This is a genomic window from Acinetobacter sp. YH1901134 (assembly GCF_013416965.1).
Classification (GTDB): Bacteria; Pseudomonadota; Gammaproteobacteria; order Pseudomonadales; family Moraxellaceae; genus Acinetobacter; species Acinetobacter amyesii.
Genome location: NZ_VPEW01000004.1, coordinates 500,169 through 522,452, shown reverse-complemented (window position 1 = coordinate 522,452; position 22,284 = coordinate 500,169). Strand labels below are relative to the sequence as shown.

Below are 22,284 nucleotides of genomic sequence, written 5' to 3'. Positions count from 1 at the left end.
GCAGAAAAATTAATGTTGTATTTATGGATGCCCGAAGCCAATGGGGTTTGGCAATGGTCAGAAGGGGATTTCTGGAAGCAGTCATCGACACTTGAACAATTGATTCAGGAAATTCAGCCACATGCGGGAAAGGAAGCGGTTGTTTTCTTTCCAAGTCGTGATGTACAAATCATTCAGCAAAATTTTCCAAAAAACCAATATAAAAAACTTGGCCCAGACGGCGTAAAATATTTACTTGAGGAATATGTCATTTTGCCTTTGGATGCAATGAAAGTATTGCATCATTTTCAAAGTCCAGATGAATTAACGGTCATGGGGGTTGCGCATAGTGCAGTCGAAACGATGCAGCATGCTTTGACACTAATCCCTGTGAAAGTCATTTCGTTATTACCTGACTTTTTGGTCTTGCCAAGTCCAGAAGCAGGGCAACATGTTTTGGCAAATGTCAGCGGTCATTTATTGGTCCGAAATAGTGAATATGTCGGTCAGTCTGTTGATGATTTGGCATTGTACTTAGATTATCAAATTGGTCAGCCGAACTATAAGATTTCAAATCTAAGTTCAGATCAGACGCATAGTCTTGAAGCCGCTGTAACGCATGATCACATTGAATCGTTTCATTATGAACTACCCAATATAAAAAAACCGAAACAACATCCACTCAATGTTTTGCCGAAAGCCAAAGCCAATAATGGTGTGAGTGGCTATTGGAAAGCATGTGCAGCAGTTTTGGTCGCGGCTGTAATTACACAGTTTAGCTATGATGCAGTTCGTTGGTATCAATACAAAAAAGTGGCCAATATCACTGCGGCACAAGCGATTGATCAGTTTAAATATTGGTTTGGGCAAAGCTATCCTGTGACTGAACAAACGCTGAAAAGCCAGTTCGAATCACAATTGCGTCAGAGTCAAACGGGCAATGCGCAGGCGCTGTCCTTGCTGAGCCGTGTCGGGCCAGTTTTGATGCAAAACCAAATTTCTGCAAATCGTGTGAGCTATGAAGCCTCGATGCTGAATATGGAGCTAAAAGCTAATTCAGCAGAAGTACTACAAACCCTAACCAATCAATTAAAACAACAAGGTTTTAAAGTTGAATTAGGGAATATTCAACCAAGTGCCAACGGCGCGATTGGATTGGTGAAAATACAATAATGACAAAAATGGAAAACCTACAGCAACGTATAGATGGGCAAATTGAGCGCATCACTGATTATTTAGACCAACTTTCTACTCGTGAACGAGTCATGGTGATCTTTACCACGATTTTTGTTGTAGTGGCAGCGATTGGTTCGGCACTATTTTATATGAATAAAGCTGCAAATTTTCAACAAAAGCGCGTGAATGAACTTAAAGATACTGTTGTTTGGATGCAAAGTAATGCCGTCACGATGAAACCAGCAGGTGATACACAACTGAGTGCGTTGGAAAAAGTTCAGCGTGTGTCGCAACAACAGGGCTTGTCAGTGGCATCGCAACAAGTCGGCGAGCAAATACAGATTGCTGTGATGCATGAAAATTATGCAATTCTGGCCAATTTTTTGACGCAATTGGTTCAAATTGGCTTAAGTATTGAAAAGATGGAATTAAGTTCTGAAGCGGGACAGGTCAAATTAACAGCGAGTGTACAATAATCGGTAAAAATAAAGATCTGCTAAGCATGGTGTTTTATTTGTGCTGTGCCTATAATATGCCGACTTAAAAAGCAGTAGACTTTTATAGATATGTTGTATTCTCTAGCCCGCCCTTTGTTGTTTACTTTAGCACCAGAGCGTGCACATGAGCTGACATTATCGCTGTTGAAATCTTCTCACAAGATGGGAATGATGCGTCAAAACGTGGCGTCTAAACCAGTGACATGTATGGGAATCGAATTTCCTAATCCAGTTGGTTTAGCAGCTGGTCTTGATAAAAACGGTGCTTATATCGATGCGCTGGCGAGCCAGGGCTTCGGCTTTATTGAAATTGGTACAATTACACCACTTCCACAATCAGGGAACCCTGAACCTCGTTTATTTCGTTTACCGAAAGCAAAAGCCATTATTAACCGTATGGGTTTTAACAACGATGGCGTGGATCAGCTGATCGAAAATGTCAAAGCTGCAAAATTTAAGGGTGTACTTGGGATCAATATCGGTAAAAATGCAGTCACACCTGTTGAAAAAGCAGTTGACGATTATCTGATTTGTCTAGAAAAAGTTTATAACTACGCTTCTTATATTACCGTTAATATTTCATCTCCTAACACAAAAAATCTTCGCAGCTTACAAAGCGGTGATGCTTTGACTGAACTGTTAGAGACGCTCAAGAAACGTCAACTCGAGTTGGCGGATGAAAATCAACATTATGTACCCTTAGTACTTAAAGTTGCACCAGATCTAGAACCTGAAGACATTAATTTTATTGCACAACAATTGTTAAAATTTAAAATTGATGGTCTGATTGTCACCAATACGACTTTGTCACGTGAAGGTGTTGAAGGCCTTCCATTTGGTGATGAAGCTGGTGGTCTATCCGGTGCACCAGTCTTTGAAAAAAGTACGGCATGTTTGGCGGCTTTTGCTAAAGTATTAAACGGTCAAATTCCATTGATCGGTGTAGGTGGTATTTTGTCGGGCGCGGATGCTGTTGCGAAACAAAAAGCAGGAGCAAGCCTTGTACAAGTGTATAGTGGCCTCATATATACAGGTCCGACACTTGTAAAAGACTGCGTAGACGCATTGTAAATATCATGAATACCATTGATATCTTTATACTGATTATTTTGCTCATTGGAGGGCTTAACGGTTTGCGTCAAGGATTTGTAAAAGCCTTTGCGAACTTCATTGGATGGATTCTTGCACTTGTCATTGCGGCAAAGTATGCAACCGTCCTTGCACCTTCGATGACATCTTTAAGTACAGATCCAGTGGTACAGAAGATTGCCGCGTTCGCATTTATTGTATTGTTGATTGTAGTCATGACTTGGGTCGCAACATGGTTATTGAACAGTATTTTGAAAACATTAAAGCTTGGTCCTCTAAATCGACTGGCAGGTGGTGTTTTTGGAAGCTTGAAAGGATTGTTGGTGGTGCTGATCACTATGCAGGGGCTAGGTCCTTGGGTAGAAAGTTCACCACATTGGAAACAATCTAAAATGGTTCAGTCATTATTGCCATATGCGCCTTGGGCAACCGAATTGTCCAAAGATGCTGCAAATCAAGCACTTCATCATATTCAGTCTGAAGATGCTCAGAAATCTTCAGACCTCCCATCTGAGTCGCAGAACAAGCACGGACGTTCTGGATCGGGTGAGTCAACAAATAATCCTTTTTATTAACCCTAGCTTGTCTGCGAGGTTGCTATGTGTGGAGTAGTTGGTATAGCTGGTAAATCACCTGTTAACCAAATGTTGTTTGATGCGTTAACGATGTTACAACATCGTGGACAGGATGCAGCCGGGATCGTAACTTGTCAGGATGGTCGTTTATTCCTGCGTAAAGATACGGGTATGGTGCGTGATGTGTTCCACACACGTCATATGCGTGCATTACAGGGTAATTATGGTATTGGCCATGTTCGTTACCCAACTGCTGGTTCTTCAAGTAGTGCTGAAGCTCAGCCATTCTATGTAAACTCACCTTATGGCATCACGCTTGCACATAATGGTAACTTAACTAATGCTGCTGAAATTCATGATGACTTGTTCAAGACTGACTTACGTCATATGAACACCGATTCAGACTCAGAAGTATTATTAAACGTATTTGCTCACGAATTGCAAAAACGCGCAAAACTTACACCAAGCGCTGAAGATGTATTCCACGTGGTTTCACGTGTGCATGAACGTTGCAAAGGTGGATATGCGGTTGTTGCTATGATCACAGGTCAAGGCCTTGTTGGTTTCCGTGATCCAAATGGTATTCGCCCATTGATCTACGGTTCGCGTGAGACTGAAAATGGTATGGAATATATCATTGCGTCTGAATCTGTCGCAATTACAGCGCTCGGCTTTAAGGTTGAGCGTGATATTGCACCGGGTGAAGCAATTTATATTACTGCTGATGGCGTGATGTCGACCAAGCAGTGTGCAGTAGCCCCTGAATATCGTCCTTGTATCTTTGAATACGTATATTTTGCGCGTCCAGACGCAACCATTGACGGTATTTCAGTTTACAAAGCACGTTTGAAAATGGGCGAAAAACTTGCTCAGAAAATTCTACGTGAATGGGGTGATGAGCACGATATCGATGTCGTGATCCCAATTCCTGATACTTCACGTACTTCAGCGCTAGAGCTTGCAAATACTTTAGGTGTGAAATTCCGTGAAGGCTTCATGAAGAACCGTTATATCGGTCGTACCTTCATTATGCCGGGTCAGCAACTTCGTAAAAAATCTGTGCGTCAAAAGCTTAACCCTGTAGAGCTAGAGTTCCAAGGCAAAAACGTACTATTGGTCGATGACTCGATTGTACGTGGTACGACTTGTAACGAAATCATTCAAATGGCGCGTGATGCGGGTGCGAAAAAAGTATTCTTTGCGTCTGCTGCACCGATGGTGAAATATCCAAACGTGTACGGTATCGATATGCCAGCCAAATCTGAACTGATTGCGTCAGAACGTAGCGTTGAAGAAATTCGTGAAATTATTGGTGCTGATCGCTTGATTTTCCAAGACTTGGAAGATCTGAAATCTGCAGTACGCACCAAGAAAGTCCCTGAGTTACAAGACTTTGATTGCTCGGTATTTGATGGTAAATATGTGGCAGGTGGTATTGATGCTGAATATTTGGCAGCATTAGAGCGTAAGCGTAATGACTCTGCAAAAAATGAAAAGCCAGCTTATATCGATGTTAACATTGATGCAGCTTCTGTGGATTTAACAGGTGTTCGCGAAGAATAATCTGCTGAAAACACACTGAAAAAGCGGGAATTTCCCGCTTTTTTCATTTATGATGAGCAAACAAAAGACAATGTAGCTTAAGGGTATTACATTGAGACGTGTGGGTTATGATTTTATAAAAAACAAAAATATGTTTTGGCCTGTCACCATGTGTATGGCGGCAGTGTTTTTGACCGTCGCAATTATTAATGTAATTGTCGGTTTAATTGTGGATTATTATGATTCCACTCAGTCTATCTATTGGCATGTCCTTAGCCCATTTTTAGTGGCTACTGTACTGCTGATTATGTTGGTTTCAGTTCTCTATGATTTTTACACCTTTCGCTTAGGTGGTTATTCACTTGCAAAACAGTTAGGTGCGCGACGTCTGAGTCTCATTGAAAGTATTCCTGAAGAAAGTGTTGCACTGCGTATGACTGAGCAGCTGGCAGATACCTTTCTAATCGATACTCCCGCACTTTATGTCTTACCTGATGAAGTGGGTGTGAATGCGCTCACCGCTGGTTTTAGCCCTCGAGATACATCGATCATTTTAACCTGGGGTGCCTTACAAACCCTAGATGAGATGGAAATGTATGGTTTGCTGAGCCATGAATTTAATAAGATCTTGTCGGGGGAAGCTGCTGAAAATACCCGTTTGAAAATCTTATATAGCGGTTTGACGACCTTTAGTCAGTGGGGCAGTAAAATTGCAAAACGTGGTTTCTATAAAAATGGACAAGCAAGGGACAATAAGTTTGAAACGCTCTTTGTAGCGATTGGCGCAGTTATTTGGTTGATCGGTAGTTTAGGTGTTTTGATTTCCCGCTTTATTAAATATATCTCTTTGGGTTCTCGAACCTATCGTAATGACCAGAAAACTAAACGTCTGATTCAAAATGATGCCAATATTCAAACCTTATTAAGGATTTATGTGCATCATTCAGGTTCGCAAATTCATAGTGAATATGCAGAATCGATTTCTCATATGTGTTTTGCAAACTCACTCAGTCCGCAAAACTGGATGAATATTCACCCAAGTATTGAACAGCGTATTTTTGAATTAAATCCGGCGCTCATTCATGACCTGCAACTAGAAAATTTAAAAAAACTGCGAAACCAGCCGCTATTTTATTTATTCCGTTCACTAGAAGAAGCTAGTCCAGATGTTGCAACACCATGGAACTCGCCACAACCATTACCTTTACTGCGCTTGTCACCGATTAGTTTTGCGATACGAGATGCAATTAAACCGTTGAACCCCGAGATTCGTGAAAATTGGCAGCGGCCTGAATTGATCCAACGTGCCTTGCAAACAGCAACGGGTTCGCGTGAGGTGATGGTTGCTATTTTAATGATTCGTCAGTATCGAGAGTTTATTCCGACTGAAGCTGAAGTGAGTCGTGCGATTGTGGATGCCTTATTGAATCTTGATGGTCGTGTGCATATCTCCATTTTTCATGAGGCATGTAAAAATATTGGCACTATGCCTGCGACGATTTCACGGCAGTTCTTAACCAAGCTGGCCAAAATTATTCAAGAAGATGGTGAAATTGGTTTGCTCGATGCCTTACTACTTGAAACAGTGAAATATGAGTTAAATCTGTTGCCTGCACATACACCTACATCTTTAGAAGATGTAAAACCGAGTATTGTGCGTTTGATTGATGCCTTGTTGCATGTGCAACAAATTAACAGTGATAACCAACTCGAAGTGCGTGAAAAAATCCTCAATCGAATCTTAACGAAAGAAGAACTAGAGTTCTATCGCGATATATCTGATGAGCCAATTGATTTGGCTGAAATCCTAAATGATATTTCTGGGCTGCTGCTGCGTGAGCGGTTAAGCATTCTTGGGGTTGCTGAAATATGTTTATGGAATGATCGAATTATCACGCAAGATGAGTTGGATGTTTTGCAGCTACTATATTGGCGTATTGGATTTGAATCAGCTGAGATAGTTGAACTAATGCAAAAGAAAAATAGTTTAATGATCGTATAATTATTTATAGCGGCTTGATTTATGAATAGATTAAAAGTGTCAATGAAAAGTAATCTGAGCAAGTCTACAGAATCTTTAAAGAAATAGTATGATCTAATTGATTTATAAAAGTTCAGCAAAAACCAATGAATCCCGTTAGAATATCAAGCCTTGAATAGGTGAAAATGAAAGCATGATTGGGCATCAGCGAAGCATAATGGCGGCAATGGGAATTGATATATGGATTCCTCAGGCAGCACCGTGTCAGCAATTTAGCTCAAATATTTGGCGAGATCAGGCGGCTCCTGAAATAGTCTCTGAAATTCTACTCAAAAATGCGCCTCAGCCAACGCCTGTTTCATCACAGACTGAGCTTAAAAAGAACGTTGATATTGTTGTAAATCAATCTGTAGAAGCACCTAAAGATGAACCAAAGGTTGTTGAGCCTGTTGAAGTTCGTCCAATTGTTCAAATCCCTTCGTTTAACTTAGAAGCCATCTGTTTAATGCACTGTGTCATTGTCATTGATGCCACAGAACTAACGGCAGAGCAGCAAGTTTTGTGGAGCAATATTCAGCGCGCAGTCAGTGCCGATTTTTTTGCCTTACAGTGGCCTTTTGGTTGGGTGAATTTGCAAGATGGTCGTGGTGCAGCATCTTATGTACAGGGTTTTATCGATGCGATGAGCTTGGATAAAAATGTCATTTGCCTAGGCGATATTCCGCATTTAGAGCATGCGAAGGTGTATCCATTGGCATCTTTACAGCAAATGATTGAACAGCCTTTATTGAAAAAACGCCTATGGCAATTTATGCAAAATAAGGCAGGACAAAATACTTAAATTACGTAAATGGAAAATTTATGCAAAAAAAAGTAGTGGTTTTTAGTCAAATAGATCAAGAAATAATTCAACGTTTAGAACAACAATTTAAAGTTTTCCAAATTAGTCCTAAATTGGGCGATGTGAATCAGCAAATTCTTGAGCATTCAAAAGATGCTGATGCCATGATTGGTGCGGGACGTTTGTTGAATGCCTCAAATTTAGCCCATGCATCACAATTAAAAGTCATCTCAAGTGTAAGTGTCGGTTATGACAACTATGATCTAGCATTTTTAAATCAAAAAAATATTTGGTTGAGCCATACTCCGCATGTATTGACGGAAACTACAGCAGATTTAGCATTTACCTTATTGATGAGTGCGGCACGTAAAGTGCCTGTATTGGATCAATGGACCAAACAAGGGCAGTGGAAGCGTACAGTGGGCCCTGAGCAATTTGGCATGGATGTCTTTGCTAAAACTATTGGTATTATTGGCTTAGGACATATTGGCGCAGCCATTGGGCGTCGTGCTCGCTACGGCTTTAATATGAATGTACTCTATCATAATCGCCGAGAAAAAATTGAATTGGCTGAATCGTTATCAGCTCAATATTGCGATTTGGATGATTTGTTGCAACGTGCTGACTTTGTGGTCGTTGCAGTGGATTTAAATGCAGAATCGAAAGCTTTAATTGGTGAACGTGAGTTGACCTTGATGCAATCGCATGCGGTATTGGTCAATATTTCACGCGGTTCAGTGATTGATGAAGCCGCTTTAATCGATGCATTAAGTCGTGGTCAAATTTTTGCAGCAGGCTTAGATGTTTATGAGCAAGAGCCGCTTCAAGAATCGCCATTATTTACATTAGCCAATGTCGTGACATTACCCCATGTGGGTTCAGCAACAGCGGCAACCCGTCAACGTATGGCAGAGTTGGCTTATCAAAATCTAGTGGATGTTTTGGTACATGAGCGCGCGCCACACTATGTGGTCAATCCAAAATTTGAATAAACAATCACAACAGTTTTCTCCATAATTCACCAAAATTCAATGCTATATTCGATGAAGTACGAATATGAAATTTAGAGAATAGACTTTGAAAAAGATTTTACTGGCATGTGGTCTCGGGCTTTGTTCGACATTGGCGCAGACGCAGTCCGTAGATTTTAGTTCATCCCCACAATTTTCTGTGCCTGAAATAGGTAGTGGCGTCGGCTTGTTGGATCAACAAAAAGAACGTGCTATTGGTGAGAAAGTGTATCGTGAGGTGCATCGTCAACTTCCTGTGACTGAAAATCCGTGGATGGAAGATCGTCTTTTATCTGTCTTTACGCATATTTTGAGCCAAACTCAACTTAATCAACCGGTCGGTTTGTTATTAATTAATGATCCACAAATTAACGCTTTTGCTGTGCCTGGTGGTTTATTTGCATTAAATGCTGGATTAATTAATTCAGCTCGCAACATGGATGAAGTGGCAGGGGTGATGGCGCATGAAATTGCACATGTCTCACAACGTCATTACAGTCGTTCACAAGAAGCTTTTAAAGGGCAAGGTTTATTGTCCCTAGCCGGTATCTTGGTCGGAGCCTTGGTGGCCTCACAGGCAGATGGTGATGTGGGTGCGGCTGTAATGATGGGCTCACAAGCCGCTTTGATGGATAAACAGCTAACCTATAGCCGAAACCAAGAACGTGAAGCAGACCGCATCGGGATGCAGTATATGTACCGTGCAGGATACAATCCGCAAAGCATGGCTGACTTTTTTGAAGTGATGCATCGCTCTACGAGTCGAGTGAGCTTTCTGCCTGATTTTTGGTTGACACATCCTTTAACCACGGAACGTATGAGCGAGGCACGCTTACGTGCCAATCAGTTGCCTCAAGTTAAAACTAGTTTGGTTGATCAAGATTTTGAAATTCTGCGCTGGTATAGTCGAGTACTCTCAGGTCAGGCGACTGAATTGCAATTAAATGCGATGGTGGCGCAAAAGAATTATGCAGCTGAGTTGGCTTTGGTGAGCTTGCATATTAAACAAGGCGACTTTAGTGCTGCTCAAAAGTTATTGAATGAAGCGGCAAAACAAAATGCATCGCATGCACTTTTTACTATTTTGCAGACCGATGTGCTGTTGGGACAAAACAAAGCGGCTGAAGCCGTGAACGCTGTGAAAAGTTCGGCAATCATCATGCCTGAAAATCGTGCATTAAATTATAAATATGCAGAGGCTTTGATTCGAAACAAAGAATATGCGCAAGCACAACTGATTCTACAGCGATTTTTACAAGCAAATCCACGCGACTTGAGTGGTTGGCGACTGATGTTGCAAATGGCTGATGCAGATAAAGATGCAAGCTTCCGTTCGGTCAATGTGCTGCGATATCGAGCTGAAGTAGAGTATTGGGGCGGGGATGAAGAACGGGCGATTAAATCTTTGCTACAGGCGCAGCGCATCGCCAAAGACTCGAAAAGTCTTGCTGCGAAAATCAAGCAGCGTGTAGACGAAATGCAAAATGAACGGAAATTAAAAATATAAAGATTTCAAATGTGATGCACTTATCTATGTTGATTATAAAGTGCAAATTGTAGTTTTAGTGGCTTAGATTAATCAGTGTAAACTAGCTGGATGTAAAATGTTTATGATTAAGAACTTACAAATGAAAAATATGATTTTGGTGGCCTGTCTGTTGGGTTTAGCAACGAATATTGCAGCAGCTAGCGCAGAACAATATGTGATTGCTGTGAATGATATTAACGAAAAATATAAAACTGATGTACGCCAATTTTTTAGTCAGTTAGACCCACAGCAACAGGGATTTAAAGCAGACCAGCAAGTGAAATACTGCGGTATTGTTCAGACTTATGTAAATGATCTATATCGTGCTGCAGACGAAAATCGTGCATTTTTAGATCGTGAGTACCGTAATATGAATAAGCAGGATGTGATTCAGCAGGTGATCGCATCAAAAGAGATGCAATTATTAAAAAAATATAATGTGCAATGTGCCCTAAATTAAAAATAAATTGATAAGCATTTTAAATCATCACGAGAAACTGAATAAAAATGAAACTCGATGATTTTGGTATGAGTCATGGCAGAATCACGCTTCAGTTGATTCAGCGCCACGATGCAAAAGCACTTTATGAGGCTATTTGTCAAAGTATAGAAACCTTACGAATATTTCCTGCAAGTTTGGCTTGGTCCTTACAAGAACCTAATTTAGATGCTTCATTGGCATGTTGTGATTCGAGAGTGTTGGCAGCGTTAAATAAGGAAAATTTTGTTTATGTGATTCGTGAGCAACAGTCGCATAACTTTTTAGGTGTCATGGATATTCATCAAATCAATTGGATGGAAAACCAAGCTGCCGTTGGATTTTGTGGAAATGTTGAATTTAAAGGGCAGGGTTTGATGACAGAAGCTTTGCAGTTATTTGTGGATCAATTATTGAATGATCTAGGATTTCAGCAATTAAACGCTTTTGTAGATGTAGAGAACAAGCAAGCACGACGTCTATGTGAACGAGCAAATTTTAAATTGATTGAAATCGAACAAGCTGCAATTCAAAATCCAGTAGATGGAAGTTGGCGAGATATTTGTAAGTATGAAATCGTTAAATAAGAAAGATAATTATAAATGATGAATGAATTTGAATTATTTTTGAATTTGGATAATTTGGCTATTTAAGTCATCAGCGTACTTAAATAGACCAAATCAAACAATATAGATGAAAGATTAAGAGAGTTTCGCTTTAATTTTAGCTGAAACTTGTGCAGGATCGGCACGTCCGGCTATGAGCGGACGTAGAGAGTTCATCACCTTACCCATATCTTTCATGCTAGTAGCTTCTTGCGCAGTAATTGTTTGCGCAATGATGGAATCAAGTTCTTCCTCAGTCATAGCTTCTGGTAGAAATTGAGATAACACCTCAATCTCGGCTTGTTCCTTACTAGCTAAATCATCTCGATTTGCACCTAAAAAGGCTTTAACCGATTCTTTGCGTTGTTTGATTTGCTTTTCAATGACCGCAAGAACTTGCTTATCGTCAAGCTCTATGCGCTCATCGACTTCGATTTGCTTGATTGCTGCCTGAAGACTACGTATTACCGTTAACTTGTCCATTTCTTTAGCACGCATAGCGGCTTTTAAAACTTCAGTTATTTGGTTTTTTAAAGTAGTCATTTATCTTGTCCAGGTTAGTCAATCAATCACAAATTAATCTTAGTAAAGGCGAGTAGTACGTACTGATTCGCGAGCCAATTTCTTTTGGTAGCGTTTAACAGCAGCAGCTTTTTTACGTTTACGTTCTTGAGTTGGTTTTTCGTAGAATTCACGTTTACGAACGTCAGCAAGAACACCCGCTTTTTCGCATGAACGTTTGAAACGACGGATAGCTACGTCTACTGGTTCGCCTTCTTTCAATTTAACTTGTGGCATGAAGAATCCTCATTAAGTTATGGATAAGATCTCGGGTCGAATTACCCTTGATCACAAGTGAAGGTCAGTATTTTACTCATTTACATCTCATATCACAAGTCTATAATAGGTTTCGCAATATTTTGAAATGGGCAAAAGGCAGTTTAATGATCGTTTTAGGCTTGGAAACTTCGTGTGATGAAACAGGACTCGCACTCTACGATAGTGAGCAAGGATTACGCGGACAAGTATTGTATAGCCAAATCAAACTGCATGCAGAATATGGTGGTGTGGTACCTGAATTAGCTTCACGTGACCATGTGCGTAAGTTAATTCCGTTATTAAAACAATTGCTTGAAGAAAGTCAGATGGATAAATCTGAAATTGATGCCATTGCATATACTCGCGGGCCAGGCTTGATGGGTGCATTAATGACAGGCGCATTGTTTGGTCGTACGTTGGCATTTGCACTGAATAAACCTGCAATTGGTGTACATCATATGGAAGGTCATATGTTGGCGCCGCTGTTGTCTAAAACTCCACCAGAATTTCCATTTGTGGCACTTTTAGTCTCTGGCGGACATACTCAATTGATGGCTGCTTATGGAATTGGTCAATATGAATTATTGGGTGAGTCGATTGATGATGCAGCAGGTGAGGCATTCGATAAAGTCGCTAAAATGATGGGTCTACCATACCCAGGTGGTCCAAATATTTCGAAATTGGCGATCAATGGTGACATCAATGCCTTTGAATTTCCACGTCCAATGCTACACCAAGGTTTAGATTTTTCATTTAGTGGTTTAAAAACTGCCGTTTCAGTTCAACTAAAAAAAGTTGAAGGCGAAGGTCGTGAGGCGGATATCGCTGCATCATTCCAAGAAGCGTTGGTTGATACATTGGTGAAAAAATCAGTGAAGGCCTTAAAACAAACGGGTTTAAAACGTTTAGTTATTGCCGGTGGTGTAAGTGCAAACAAGCGTTTACGTGAGCGCTTAGAAGCTGACTTGGCAAAAATCCGTGCAAATGTGTTTTATGCAGAACCTGCGCTGTGTACAGATAATGGTGCAATGATTGCGTTTGCAGGTTATCAGCGTCTTAAGGCGGGTCAGCATGATGGTTTGTCTGTTACAACTACACCGCGTTGGCCGATGACGGAATTGAGTAATCCAAACGAAGCGTAAAAATCGTTAAAAAAAAGAACCGCATTTGCGGTTCTTTTTTTTAATCTAAATTTGAAAATAACTGCGCGCTGCTGATTTTTCGCATAAATCCTGCACGTTTTAATGCCAATGTCACCATGTTAGTATTGCAAGATTGAATGCCTTCAAAATTACCAAGATCTTCTGTAATGAGTTTCCATAAATCACTTAAATCATTACATAGGACATGCCAGAAAAATTGTGAATCTCCACTAATGCCAAATAGGCAGCGTGTGTTTTTAAGTTCAGACAAGGTTTTGGCAATTTGATTTGCTGCATCTGGACGAGCTTTAATCAAAATAATCGCTTCGGACTTATAGCCCATCAAACTGGGTTCTACATCGACACGAATGTTGAAAATGCCTTCTTCCAATAAATCATTCAATAATTTCTGAGTTTTATGTTCACTGAGTTCGATTTGCTCTGCCAAACTTTTAATAGATGAACGCCCATCAATAGACAGAGCATGAATCAGTTTTAACTCTATTTCAGTCAAACTTCTAAAATTGACGTTTTTATCGCTTGTACCTTCTAAAGCTTTGGGTTTGCTTGCCCAAGTAAATGGTTTTAAAACGGCTTGGGTTTCTACGGTTTTAATATCCGGAATATGCGTAACAAAATCATGCATCCAAACAGAGAGATCGGCGGCCTTTTCTAATCCAATTTCAAGGAAAATATCGGCAAGTCCTGTGGTTAGAAAAACAATGCGTACTTCTGGACGGTTTGCAAAAAATTGCGCAACTTCTTTTTCCTTCCCAAATTTCACACTGATCCAGACATGAACGGTGTAACCCTTATTGGCAACCACAGGATTTAATTCAATTGCAGTTCGTATAACTTGGTCATCTAGCAATCTACCTAGACGTCGAGACAGCTTTTTTTCAGGGACATCACTAATCTGGCTCAGTTCTCGCCATGATCCTCTCGGATTGGAGATAAGAGCTTTGATGCATGCAGTATCGATTTCGTCGAAACTAAAAGATTCACTCATGATGATTGACTTGTCTAAAAACTAATTATAATCTAAATTTAAGTCTAGAAAATAAAATACAACCTGTATTTATGTCTAAATATTAAATGAGACGCTTATGGATGAGTCAAAAATGCAAAACTCAATTCCCACACAAGGAAATGTATCACAAAAGAAAGTTATTCTTGCAGGAACTGTAGGAAATGCTATTGAATGGTTCGATTGGACGATTTATGCAACTTTTGCAGTATTTTTCGCGAAACAATTTTTCCCTTCAGATGATCCAACTGCATCCTTGCTTGCGACCTTCGCAATTTTTGCTGTAGGTTTCTTCATGCGCCCATTAGGTGGAATCGTATTGGGTATCTTTTCTGACCGCTATGGTCGAAAAGCAGCTTTGGCCGCAACCATCATAATGATGGCAGGTGGTTCTTTGATGATAGGTCTTTCACCAACCTATGAATCAATTGGTATTTTTGCGCCGATTATTTTGGTATTAGCGCGATTACTTCAGGGTTTATCTTTGGGTGGTGAGTTCGCTTCAGCGGCAACTTATCTTTCAGAGATGGCACCAAAAAATAAACGCGGATTCTATTCAAGCTTTATGTTTTTCAGTTCAGCGATTGGTATTTTGATGGCCTCAGGTCTTGCTTGGGCTTTAACAAGTGCTTTAACTGAAACGCAAATGAGCGAATACGGATGGCGTATTCCGTTTATTTTGGGTGCGATTGGCGGCTTGGTGGGTATGTGGATTCGTAAATCAGTACCTGATAGCGAAATGACCCATAAAAAAGAATCAGTAAAAAATCCTTTGGTTGTACTGATTAAACGTCATCCGAAAGAAACGCTTCGTATTGTGGGTATTTCTATCTTAACAACATTTGCATTCTATATTTTTGTGGTCTATGTCCCGACCTATGCCATTAAAGTTTTAGGTGCAGAGCCACAAACAGCCTTTGCTGCAAATACTGTTGGCTTAATTATCTTTATGCTGTGTCAGCCTGTATTTGGCTGGCTATCAGACAAAATTGGTCGTAAACCGCAGTTGATCGTATTTGCTGCGGGATATTTAGTTTTCTTTTATCCAATCATTAAGTGGATGGATGGGACTTTTGCATCGATTTTATTGGTCGAGCTTTTTGGATTGGTTTTATATGCTTTATATACAGCCATTGGCCCCGCGGTCATGTCTGAACAATTTCCGACAGAAGTTCGTGCAGTTGGCATTGGCGCACCCTACAACTTGATGGTGGCTTTACTCGGCGGCACAACACCGTATGTGCTAACTTGGCTACAAAGTATTGGTAAACAAGATTACTTCTATTTTATGGTATTGGTTGGCGCATTATTAACATTAATCACATTTATGAAAATGCCTGAAACGGCAGGAAAAGGTTTGGAAGATATAAAATGAATATTGTGAATTTATCTGCACTTGAGCTTGGTCGCCAGATTGCCTGCAAAAAGATAACTTCAGTAGAGACAGTTCAATTTTATATTGATCGAAACCAAACATTTAAACAGCTAGATTGTATTTCGGAATTATTCGAAATCGAGGCTTTGCAACAGGCACAACATTTAGATGAGTTGCTTCAGCAAGGCACACGATTGAGTCCATTTCATGGTGTGCCAATTTTACTAAAGGATAATTTGGATGTAGCGGGTCATATCACCTATGCAGGTACGGTTTATTTAGATCAAAAAGCGCAAGCGAACTGTAAACTGGTTGATCAATTGCAAGATTTAGGTTTTGTGATTTTAGGTAAAACTAAAATGACCGAGTTGGCTTTTGGTTTGTCTGGTCAAAATCCAATGCAAGGCACACCTAAAAACCCGTGGGCAGAGCAGCAATTTGCACCGGGTGGATCATCTTCAGGTTCAGCGGTTGCTGTGTCTAGTGGTCTTAGTCCTATGGCCTTTGGCGGTGATACAGGTGGTTCGATTCGTACACCAGCAGCATTAAATGGCATATTTGGTTTTAAACCTTCAGCCCATAAAATTGCCGACACGGGTGCAGTACCTTTATCCAAAACTTTAGATACTCTAGGGCCTTTTGCACGATTTGCAGATGATATTAGCGCTTTAGTTAATGTATTGATGGATGTAGATGTTGGAGCGGCATCAAGTCAAAATGTAATTTATGCTTTAGATGAATCTGCATTTCCATATCCGCTTGAGCCTGAGGTATTAACCCTTTGGCGCGAAGGGCTAAAACGCATTGAATCATTGGGAATCGAAATTAAAAACTGGCAACCACCTGCACATTTCGATTTTCATGATTTATCGGACCGGACGTCTGACATTATTGCTTATGAAAGTTATTTATATCATGGCGATACAGCTGAAAATGCTGAAACACAGATGTGGGAATTAGTTCGTCAGCGTGTGCTACGCGGTAAGAGTATTTCACAGGAAAAATACGAGTCATTGATTGCAGAGCGAACTGAGTTTCAGCAGACATTTAAAGCTTCTTTAAATGGTCAATGTTTGCTGTTTCCAGTGAGCCCATTCCTTGCAGCTGTGTCAAGCTCAACGGATACCGAGTTTAGTCATGTGGGTGAATACACGCGTCCATTTAACTATTTAGATGCACCAAGTTATGCTTTTCCAATGACTCAAAGTGAAAATGGACTGCCGATGGGTATTCAGTTGGTTTCATATCAAGCTAATGATGTTAATGTGGTAAACACAGTGCAGAAAATTGCCAATGGTTTAGGTATTCGTTCTGTCCTTCCACCTATTTGTCAGAATTAAAGAATCATTTGTCATATTCAATTATAAAGAACCGCTATAGCGGTTCTTTTTTTATTTAGTTTTTGGGCTCTAGGCTTGTTTAAGTTGTTCTGACCCAATCCAATGCTTTGAAAATTGATAAGCAGCACGCCCTGAACGTTGCCCACGACCTTGACACCAACGTAGTGCCTCAGCACGCGCTTCATCTGTCCAAGGCATTGCAGCTTTAGCCAAATAATGTTCAACAATTTCTAAATATAAATTTTGATCCATTGGGTAAAAAGACAGCCACATCCCAAAGCGGTCAGAAAGAGATATTTTTTCTTCAATCGCTTCTTGAGGGTGAAGTTCGGTATATTGAGGCACATCTACCTTGGTTACAGGTGTGTTTTCATGCATGAATTCTGGCAATAAATGACGACGGTTACTGGTAGCATAAATAATAAAATTACTTGAACCTGATTGTAATGAACCATCCAAAACACTTTTTAAGCTGCGATAGTTTTCATCTTCAGCATTGAATGCCAAATCATCACAATATACGATAAATTTTTCAGGGCGATTTTTAATTAAATTTTGAATTTCTGGCAAATCAGATAGATCATCACGCTCAATTTCAATTAAACGTAAACCTTGGTCTGCATAATGGGTGAGCAGAGCACGGACGATGGATGATTTACCTGTACCACGAGAGCCAGTGAGTAAAACATCATTGGCAGGTAAGCCATTTAAAAACTGTAAAGTGTTTTGAATCACTTTTTCTTTTTGACGTTCAATTCCTTTTAAGTCTTCTAAATACATGACTTTGGGCTGTTTAATGGCCTTAAGCTGCTTATCTTGCCATTTGAAAGCGATACTCGAAAAATCGGGTGCTTGTTTAAGCTCAGGCAAACTGTGCTGTAATTGTAAGAGTACAGTAGATAGCGATTGAAGGATGTTGTCAGGTAAATCAATTGTAGCCATGATAAGTCAGCTTGTCGTGTCTTGTTGTTGGTTAGTATATGACAGCAGTGTACATCAATAATGCAGTTATAATCGCCTCAATATGTCAAAGTTAAATGATTGTTCTAGGAGATCAGCGCTATTCGAATAACCAAAAAGTTGTTATAAATCTAGCTGAGTGAACAGTTTAAAGTGTGCTGAGGGATAGTCATGTTGTTTACAGGGTTTTCAAAAAGTATTAATCCACATCAGGCATATCGGATAAAAAAATTAAAGCGTCAGCTCGACCGTGCTGAATGTTATGAAGAATGGAAAGATATCGCACTTAAAATAGATGAAGAATCGGGTGCGCAAGAATGGAAATTCGATAATAGTTCACCGTACTTTGATGCAGAAATTATTACTCATCGTTTAGGGTTACTGAGACGATATCGTGCTCAGAAACGTACTCGAGATTTGATGTACATTTTAAGTGAAGGTTTAACTTATGATGTTGGCAATATTGCTCATCCTTTACTGTTTACAGAAGCCTACGTCGGCACCAAAAAAATTATTGAAGACTATGTTGATGAGGTGAGTCAAAGTTTGGCATTTATCGCATCTGAAGAATGCGTTTGTCTTGATGCTGCACAAAAAATTGAATTCTTTGAACAAAGCCAAAAAGCCTATGGTCAACCTGTTTTGATGTTTTCAGGCGGTTCAACTTTAGGTTTGTTTCATACCGGTGTGTGTAAAGCACTGATGGAACAAGATTTGATGCCAAAAGTTCTGTCTGGTTCCAGTGCTGGCGCCATTATGACCGGGATGTTGGGTGTATCTAAACCGTCAGAATTTACCAATTTATTAAACGGACAAAATTTCTTTAGTGAGGCATTTCACTTTCGTAAATTGACTGAGTTAGTGCAGGGTAATGGCGGTTTGGCTGATGTAAAATATCTGAAAAAGTTTTTGGTTGAAAACTTAGGTGACTTAACTTTTGCCGAAGCTTATAAGCAATCAGGTCTGCATATCAATGTGGCAGTTGCGCCTTATGATGCATCACAAGATGCACGAATTATGAATGCCTATACATCACCCGATTTGTTGGTTTGGAGTGCGGTGCTGGCATCATGTGCAGTGCCTATTCTATTTCCACCGGTACGACTGACCAGTAAGCGTTATGACGGGCAATTTACGCCATATATGTCGGCAACGCGTTGGGTGGATGGCAGTGTGCGCAGTGATTTCCCACAGGAGAAAATGGCGCGTTTGTATAATATTAATTATAGTATCGCTAGTCAGGTCAATCCGCATATTGTGCCGTTTATGCAGGATGATGCTTCACGCTTTCGTAAAAGCATGTTGAGTTGGCCTGAGCGGATCGTTCGTCGTCAAGGTAAGGTGATTAGTAAAGGGGTGATGGATTTCGCCCGTGAGCGCGCAGGAAGTATTCCACCGGTAAGACGGTTGCTTGATCATGGTTATGGCGTGGTGGATCAGCGTTACTATGGTGATGTCAATATTGTGGGGAAATATGGCTTAAGACACTATAGTTATATGTTGCAAAATCCTCGACCTTATCTGTTTAAAGTATTGCAGCGTGAAGGTGAAAGAGCCACTTGGCCGAAGATTTCATTAATCGAAACGCAAGCCCGCATTGGTAAGACCATTCAGCATTGTTTGGAATTATTAAATTATCAAAATGAACCCAGTCAACGACATGCAGAATTTATTGCGGTTTAAATCCACAGATTTAGCGCAAACCATTTGCGAGCCAAAAACCAAAACCAAAAGTTTGGTTTTTGGCCGTCGTCTATATCAATTTCAATTCAACCAACAACGTCATTGGCTCAAGGCGCAAGTCAGTGACAGCAGCCCTGAACATGTAGCTAGTTTTGGTCGAGAAATTGAGCTGTACCAGCTATTCAATCAAGCGTCTACACAAAACAGTATCACGCTACCTTTTCAAGTGATAAAAGAGACGCATCTCAGTATTCAGCAAGAGCCTATTGATCGCCTATTAATACTGCCCAATGCTGAGCCTTGGTTCTTACAGCCTGCATCGAGTTTGAGCATCGAACAGGTGAGGCAGGTGCTATGGCAAGCTCTCGATGTGGTTGAACGATTAAGCTTGCACGGTTGGATACATGCAGATTTAAAACAAGAGCATTTTGTGAATTGGCAAGGGCAGTGCAGACTCATCGACTTTGAGCAAGCGCTACCATTAGATTTTGATCAGCAAAATGCCTTAACTGCGACACCACGTTATATGGCTCCAGAACTTTTCCATGGACAAGCAAAATCTTTGCACAGTGATATCTATGCGCTGGGGATTATTTTCTTGGAATGGCTGACATCACAGCGTTTAGAGGCGAAAAACTATCAAGATTGGGCCTATTTACATTGCCAACGCTTAAAGCTTGATCTGCCGATGCAATATCAAGGGTTTAATCAGCTATTGCAACACATGTTGATGAAGCAAAAAAATGACAGATTGGTGGATTTTTATCGCTTAAAAAGCGACTTAGTTGCTGAATTTGCTTAAGAAAAATACAAAAAAGGCACTATTGTTTTTTATTTAAACAAACAAGATGCTTTTTTATAAAAAAGGCTTGTCATGTAGGGGTGATCTCTATAATATACACAGCCATCGGGGACGTGGCGAAATTGGTAGACGCACTGGATTTAGGTTCCAGCGCCGCGAGGTGTGAGAGTTCGAGTCTCTCCGTCCCCACCACTGAATTACTAAACATGAGTTTGGTAATGAAGGTCACAGAGGATTGGTGTAATGGTAGCATGACGGTCTCCAAAACCGTTCGTCAAGGTTCGAATCCTTGATCCTCTGCCAAGTTTTAAAAAGTCTGACATTGTCAGCAACCCTGTTGGGGACGTGGCGAAATTGGTAGACGCACTGGATTTAGGTTCCAGCGCCGCGAGGTGTGAGAGTTCGAGTCTCTCCGTCCCCACCACTTAATTTATTAAGTTGCCAAATAAACAGGTTTTTAAAACAAATTAAAGTCTGACATTGTCAGCACCCGAGTTGGGGACGTGGCGAAATTGGTAGACGCACTGGATTTAGGTTCCAGCGCCGCGAGGTGTGAGAGTTCGAGTCTCTCCGTCCCCACCATTAGATTAAGCAAGGTTTTATACCTTGCTTTTTTGTTTTTGAAATTCGAAAAAATCAGTGTCTTAAACATGGTCTTTTTTGAAGACTAATTCTAATAAAAAAATCTAATGAAAGAATGATGAACCAGAGATACAGCAAGATGTCTTATCTTGCTTTTTTATTGTCTGAAATTTATCTCGTTAAAATGAGTCAGTAAAACAAAGGTGAAAAAAAGCCCGCATATACGGGCAAATTTAGAAATGCGGATTCGAATCAATCGAATTAAATCATTTATTTCTAATCGTTCGAATAAATTTTAATGAAGATTATGCCTTTAAATGATCTTCAAACTCTTCACCGAGCTGCATGGCCAAAGCATTACCAGACAAGTCTACAGTCACTAGACCATATTCTTTTTTAAAACTGAATGTAAATCCACGATTATCTGCCAGTGTACGAACAGAATATCCTAACTTTTCTAACCAAAGACGGAAGGCAACTAAATTTTTTGCTTTAACCACTTTTTTCACGAGCGAACTCCTTATCAATCATTAAAATATTAAATAGGGGTGTCAAAATATTTTTTAAAGGGGAAATGGAAAACTTTTATTTAAAATATGAAATTTTGATGGATAAATAAACAGATTATCGGCTTGTAAACGGTATAAACTTATTTAACTCGCTGTTTTATAACAAGCTAAACTTAATGTAAGTAAATATAACGTATTTTAAAAATTTGGGTTTTAACTGCTGGCTTAAAATCTGAACTATGTTTATAGAGAAGCTGTGCGCAAAATAAACGATTGTTTGGCTTAGAATGCACAGCTGTTTGGGCATGCAGTTGTGGATTGCAAATAACAGCTTGTTCAAAGCCTAATTCGCTGGATAGGTGAGCTGGCAATGCTATTTCTCATCAAGATTTATCGAAAAGCTTTTATACTATGTTCTATTGGTATAAGTAGATTGAACGCATGCAGAACATTGAGCACGCTGTAAAAGCAAAAATTGAACAGATGCAACAAGCGGGGCAGACGCCTGTTGCGGTAATGCTTGGACATGAAGATTGGTTGGTCTTTTCGGAGCAATCCAAAGTGGCGTATACGCCTTTTGGCAGTGCGCGACGTTATCAGCCTGCATTAGGTGGTTTATTGATGGTACGTATCGATGAAATGCAAGCCGTTCGAGTTGTGACTCAAGCTGAACTGGATGAGTTTGCTGCAACCAATCAAATTTTATAAACATAAAATGATAAATCGGCCCGAAACATTCATCAC

Annotated in this window: 22 protein-coding genes and 4 tRNA genes; 21 read left to right on the top strand and 5 right to left on the bottom strand. The window is 40.2% G+C overall.

The window, feature by feature from the left end; all coding sequences use genetic code 11:
- Nucleotides 1-12: 12 nt before the first annotated feature.
- The 11 genes from gspL to FTV50_RS06350 all read left to right on the top strand — a co-directional run bounded on the left by gspL (nt 13) and on the right by FTV50_RS06350 (nt 11,283).
- A complete protein-coding gene (gene gspL / locus FTV50_RS06400) occupies nt 13-1,152 on the top strand; it encodes a type II secretion system protein GspL (RefSeq protein ID WP_180023881.1) in 1,140 nt (379 codons plus the stop codon).
- Nucleotides 1,152-1,631: a type II secretion system protein GspM gene (gene gspM / locus FTV50_RS06395; RefSeq protein WP_180023880.1), complete on the top strand. Its 480-nt coding sequence runs from the start codon at nt 1,152-1,154 to the stop codon at nt 1,629-1,631. The genes gspL and gspM overlap by 1 nt, the downstream gene beginning before the upstream one ends.
- A gap of 90 nt (nt 1,632-1,721) precedes the next feature.
- On the top strand, nt 1,722-2,723 hold the full coding sequence (locus tag FTV50_RS06390) for a quinone-dependent dihydroorotate dehydrogenase (protein ID WP_078188867.1): 1,002 nt from the start codon (nt 1,722-1,724) through the stop codon (nt 2,721-2,723).
- Between the two features lie 5 nt (nt 2,724-2,728).
- The gene (locus tag FTV50_RS06385; RefSeq protein WP_078188866.1) at nt 2,729-3,316 is read left to right on the top strand and encodes a CvpA family protein; all 588 of its coding nucleotides are present in this window, start codon (nt 2,729-2,731) and stop codon (nt 3,314-3,316) included.
- A 24-nt stretch (nt 3,317-3,340) separates the two neighbouring features.
- Nucleotides 3,341-4,879, top strand: coding sequence for an amidophosphoribosyltransferase (gene purF, locus FTV50_RS06380; protein ID WP_078193623.1), 1,539 nt, complete (start codon nt 3,341-3,343; stop codon nt 4,877-4,879).
- A gap of 91 nt (nt 4,880-4,970) precedes the next feature.
- Nucleotides 4,971-6,860 carry a M48 family metalloprotease gene (locus FTV50_RS06375; RefSeq protein ID WP_180023879.1) on the top strand — a complete coding sequence of 630 codons (1,890 nt, stop codon included), beginning with the start codon at nt 4,971-4,973 and terminating at the stop codon, nt 6,858-6,860.
- 172 nt (nt 6,861-7,032) lie between these two features.
- On the top strand, nt 7,033-7,680 hold the full coding sequence (locus tag FTV50_RS06370; protein WP_180023878.1) for a hypothetical protein: 648 nt from the start codon (nt 7,033-7,035) through the stop codon (nt 7,678-7,680).
- A 20-nt stretch (nt 7,681-7,700) separates the two neighbouring features.
- Entirely contained in the window at nt 7,701-8,672 is a 972-nt protein-coding gene (locus FTV50_RS06365; RefSeq protein ID WP_180023877.1) for a D-glycerate dehydrogenase, read from the top strand.
- An 85-nt stretch (nt 8,673-8,757) separates the two neighbouring features.
- The gene (locus FTV50_RS06360) at nt 8,758-10,197 is read left to right on the top strand and encodes a M48 family metalloprotease (RefSeq protein ID WP_180023876.1); all 1,440 of its coding nucleotides are present in this window, start codon (nt 8,758-8,760) and stop codon (nt 10,195-10,197) included.
- Between the two features lie 121 nt (nt 10,198-10,318).
- On the top strand, nt 10,319-10,678 hold the full coding sequence (locus FTV50_RS06355) for a hypothetical protein (protein WP_180023875.1): 360 nt from the start codon (nt 10,319-10,321) through the stop codon (nt 10,676-10,678).
- 47 nt (nt 10,679-10,725) lie between these two features.
- Nucleotides 10,726-11,283 carry a GNAT family N-acetyltransferase gene (locus FTV50_RS06350; protein ID WP_180023874.1) on the top strand — a complete coding sequence of 186 codons (558 nt, stop codon included), beginning with the start codon at nt 10,726-10,728 and terminating at the stop codon, nt 11,281-11,283.
- A gap of 114 nt (nt 11,284-11,397) precedes the next feature.
- Here FTV50_RS06350 and FTV50_RS06345 read toward each other — a convergent pair whose 3' ends face one another.
- Together FTV50_RS06345 and rpsU are read right to left on the bottom strand one after the other, a co-directional pair.
- Nucleotides 11,398-11,844: a GatB/YqeY domain-containing protein gene (locus FTV50_RS06345; protein WP_078193617.1), complete on the bottom strand. Its 447-nt coding sequence runs from the start codon at nt 11,842-11,844 to the stop codon at nt 11,398-11,400.
- Nucleotides 11,845-11,883: 39 nt separating this feature from the next.
- Entirely contained in the window at nt 11,884-12,099 is a 216-nt protein-coding gene (gene rpsU / locus FTV50_RS06340; RefSeq protein WP_001136722.1) for a 30S ribosomal protein S21, read from the bottom strand.
- 146 nt (nt 12,100-12,245) lie between these two features.
- Here rpsU and tsaD point away from each other — a divergent pair, with 146 nt between their 5' ends.
- Nucleotides 12,246-13,262 (top strand): tRNA (adenosine(37)-N6)-threonylcarbamoyltransferase complex transferase subunit TsaD, encoded by a 1,017-nt coding sequence (gene tsaD, locus FTV50_RS06335; RefSeq protein ID WP_180023873.1) that lies wholly within the window; start codon nt 12,246-12,248, stop codon nt 13,260-13,262.
- A 40-nt stretch (nt 13,263-13,302) separates the two neighbouring features.
- Here tsaD and FTV50_RS06330 read toward each other — a convergent pair whose 3' ends face one another.
- The gene (locus tag FTV50_RS06330; RefSeq protein ID WP_180023872.1) at nt 13,303-14,271 is read right to left on the bottom strand and encodes an Lrp/AsnC family transcriptional regulator; all 969 of its coding nucleotides are present in this window, start codon (nt 14,269-14,271) and stop codon (nt 13,303-13,305) included.
- 112 nt (nt 14,272-14,383) lie between these two features.
- Between FTV50_RS06330 and FTV50_RS06325 the strand changes: the two genes are divergently transcribed.
- Both FTV50_RS06325 and FTV50_RS06320 read left to right on the top strand, forming a co-directional pair.
- A complete protein-coding gene (locus FTV50_RS06325; protein WP_257223864.1) occupies nt 14,384-15,664 on the top strand; it encodes an MFS transporter in 1,281 nt (426 codons plus the stop codon).
- Nucleotides 15,661-17,004 (top strand): amidase, encoded by a 1,344-nt coding sequence (locus tag FTV50_RS06320; protein ID WP_180023870.1) that lies wholly within the window; start codon nt 15,661-15,663, stop codon nt 17,002-17,004. The genes FTV50_RS06325 and FTV50_RS06320 overlap by 4 nt, the downstream gene beginning before the upstream one ends.
- A 69-nt stretch (nt 17,005-17,073) precedes the next feature.
- Here the strand turns inward: FTV50_RS06320 and FTV50_RS06315 are convergent, their stop codons facing one another.
- Nucleotides 17,074-17,946: an ATP-binding protein gene (locus tag FTV50_RS06315; protein ID WP_180023869.1), complete on the bottom strand. Its 873-nt coding sequence runs from the start codon at nt 17,944-17,946 to the stop codon at nt 17,074-17,076.
- Between the two features lie 189 nt (nt 17,947-18,135).
- On the opposite strand from FTV50_RS06315, the gene FTV50_RS06310 reads away from it, so the two are divergent.
- From FTV50_RS06310 to FTV50_RS06285, 6 genes are all read left to right on the top strand, one after another.
- Nucleotides 18,136-19,647, top strand: coding sequence for a DUF3336 domain-containing protein (locus FTV50_RS06310; RefSeq protein ID WP_180023868.1), 1,512 nt, complete (start codon nt 18,136-18,138; stop codon nt 19,645-19,647).
- Nucleotides 19,625-20,449 carry a protein kinase gene (locus FTV50_RS06305; RefSeq protein WP_180023867.1) on the top strand — a complete coding sequence of 275 codons (825 nt, stop codon included), beginning with the start codon at nt 19,625-19,627 and terminating at the stop codon, nt 20,447-20,449. Before FTV50_RS06310 ends, FTV50_RS06305 begins: the two co-directional genes overlap by 23 nt.
- Before the next feature lie 107 nt (nt 20,450-20,556).
- Nucleotides 20,557-20,641, top strand: a tRNA-Leu gene (locus FTV50_RS06300).
- A gap of 37 nt (nt 20,642-20,678) precedes the next feature.
- Nucleotides 20,679-20,752 (top strand) — tRNA-Trp (locus tag FTV50_RS06295).
- A gap of 36 nt (nt 20,753-20,788) precedes the next feature.
- Nucleotides 20,789-20,873 (top strand) — tRNA-Leu (locus tag FTV50_RS06290).
- Between the two features lie 73 nt (nt 20,874-20,946).
- Nucleotides 20,947-21,031, top strand: a tRNA-Leu gene (locus FTV50_RS06285).
- 305 nt (nt 21,032-21,336) lie between these two features.
- On the opposite strand, the gene FTV50_RS06280 is transcribed toward FTV50_RS06285, so the two are convergent.
- Nucleotides 21,337-21,540 (bottom strand): hypothetical protein, encoded by a 204-nt coding sequence (locus tag FTV50_RS06280; RefSeq protein ID WP_078188846.1) that lies wholly within the window; start codon nt 21,538-21,540, stop codon nt 21,337-21,339.
- A gap of 441 nt (nt 21,541-21,981) precedes the next feature.
- On the opposite strand from FTV50_RS06280, the gene FTV50_RS06275 reads away from it, so the two are divergent.
- Nucleotides 21,982-22,248: a hypothetical protein gene (locus tag FTV50_RS06275; protein WP_111883866.1), complete on the top strand. Its 267-nt coding sequence runs from the start codon at nt 21,982-21,984 to the stop codon at nt 22,246-22,248.
- Nucleotides 22,249-22,284 lie beyond the last annotated feature (36 nt).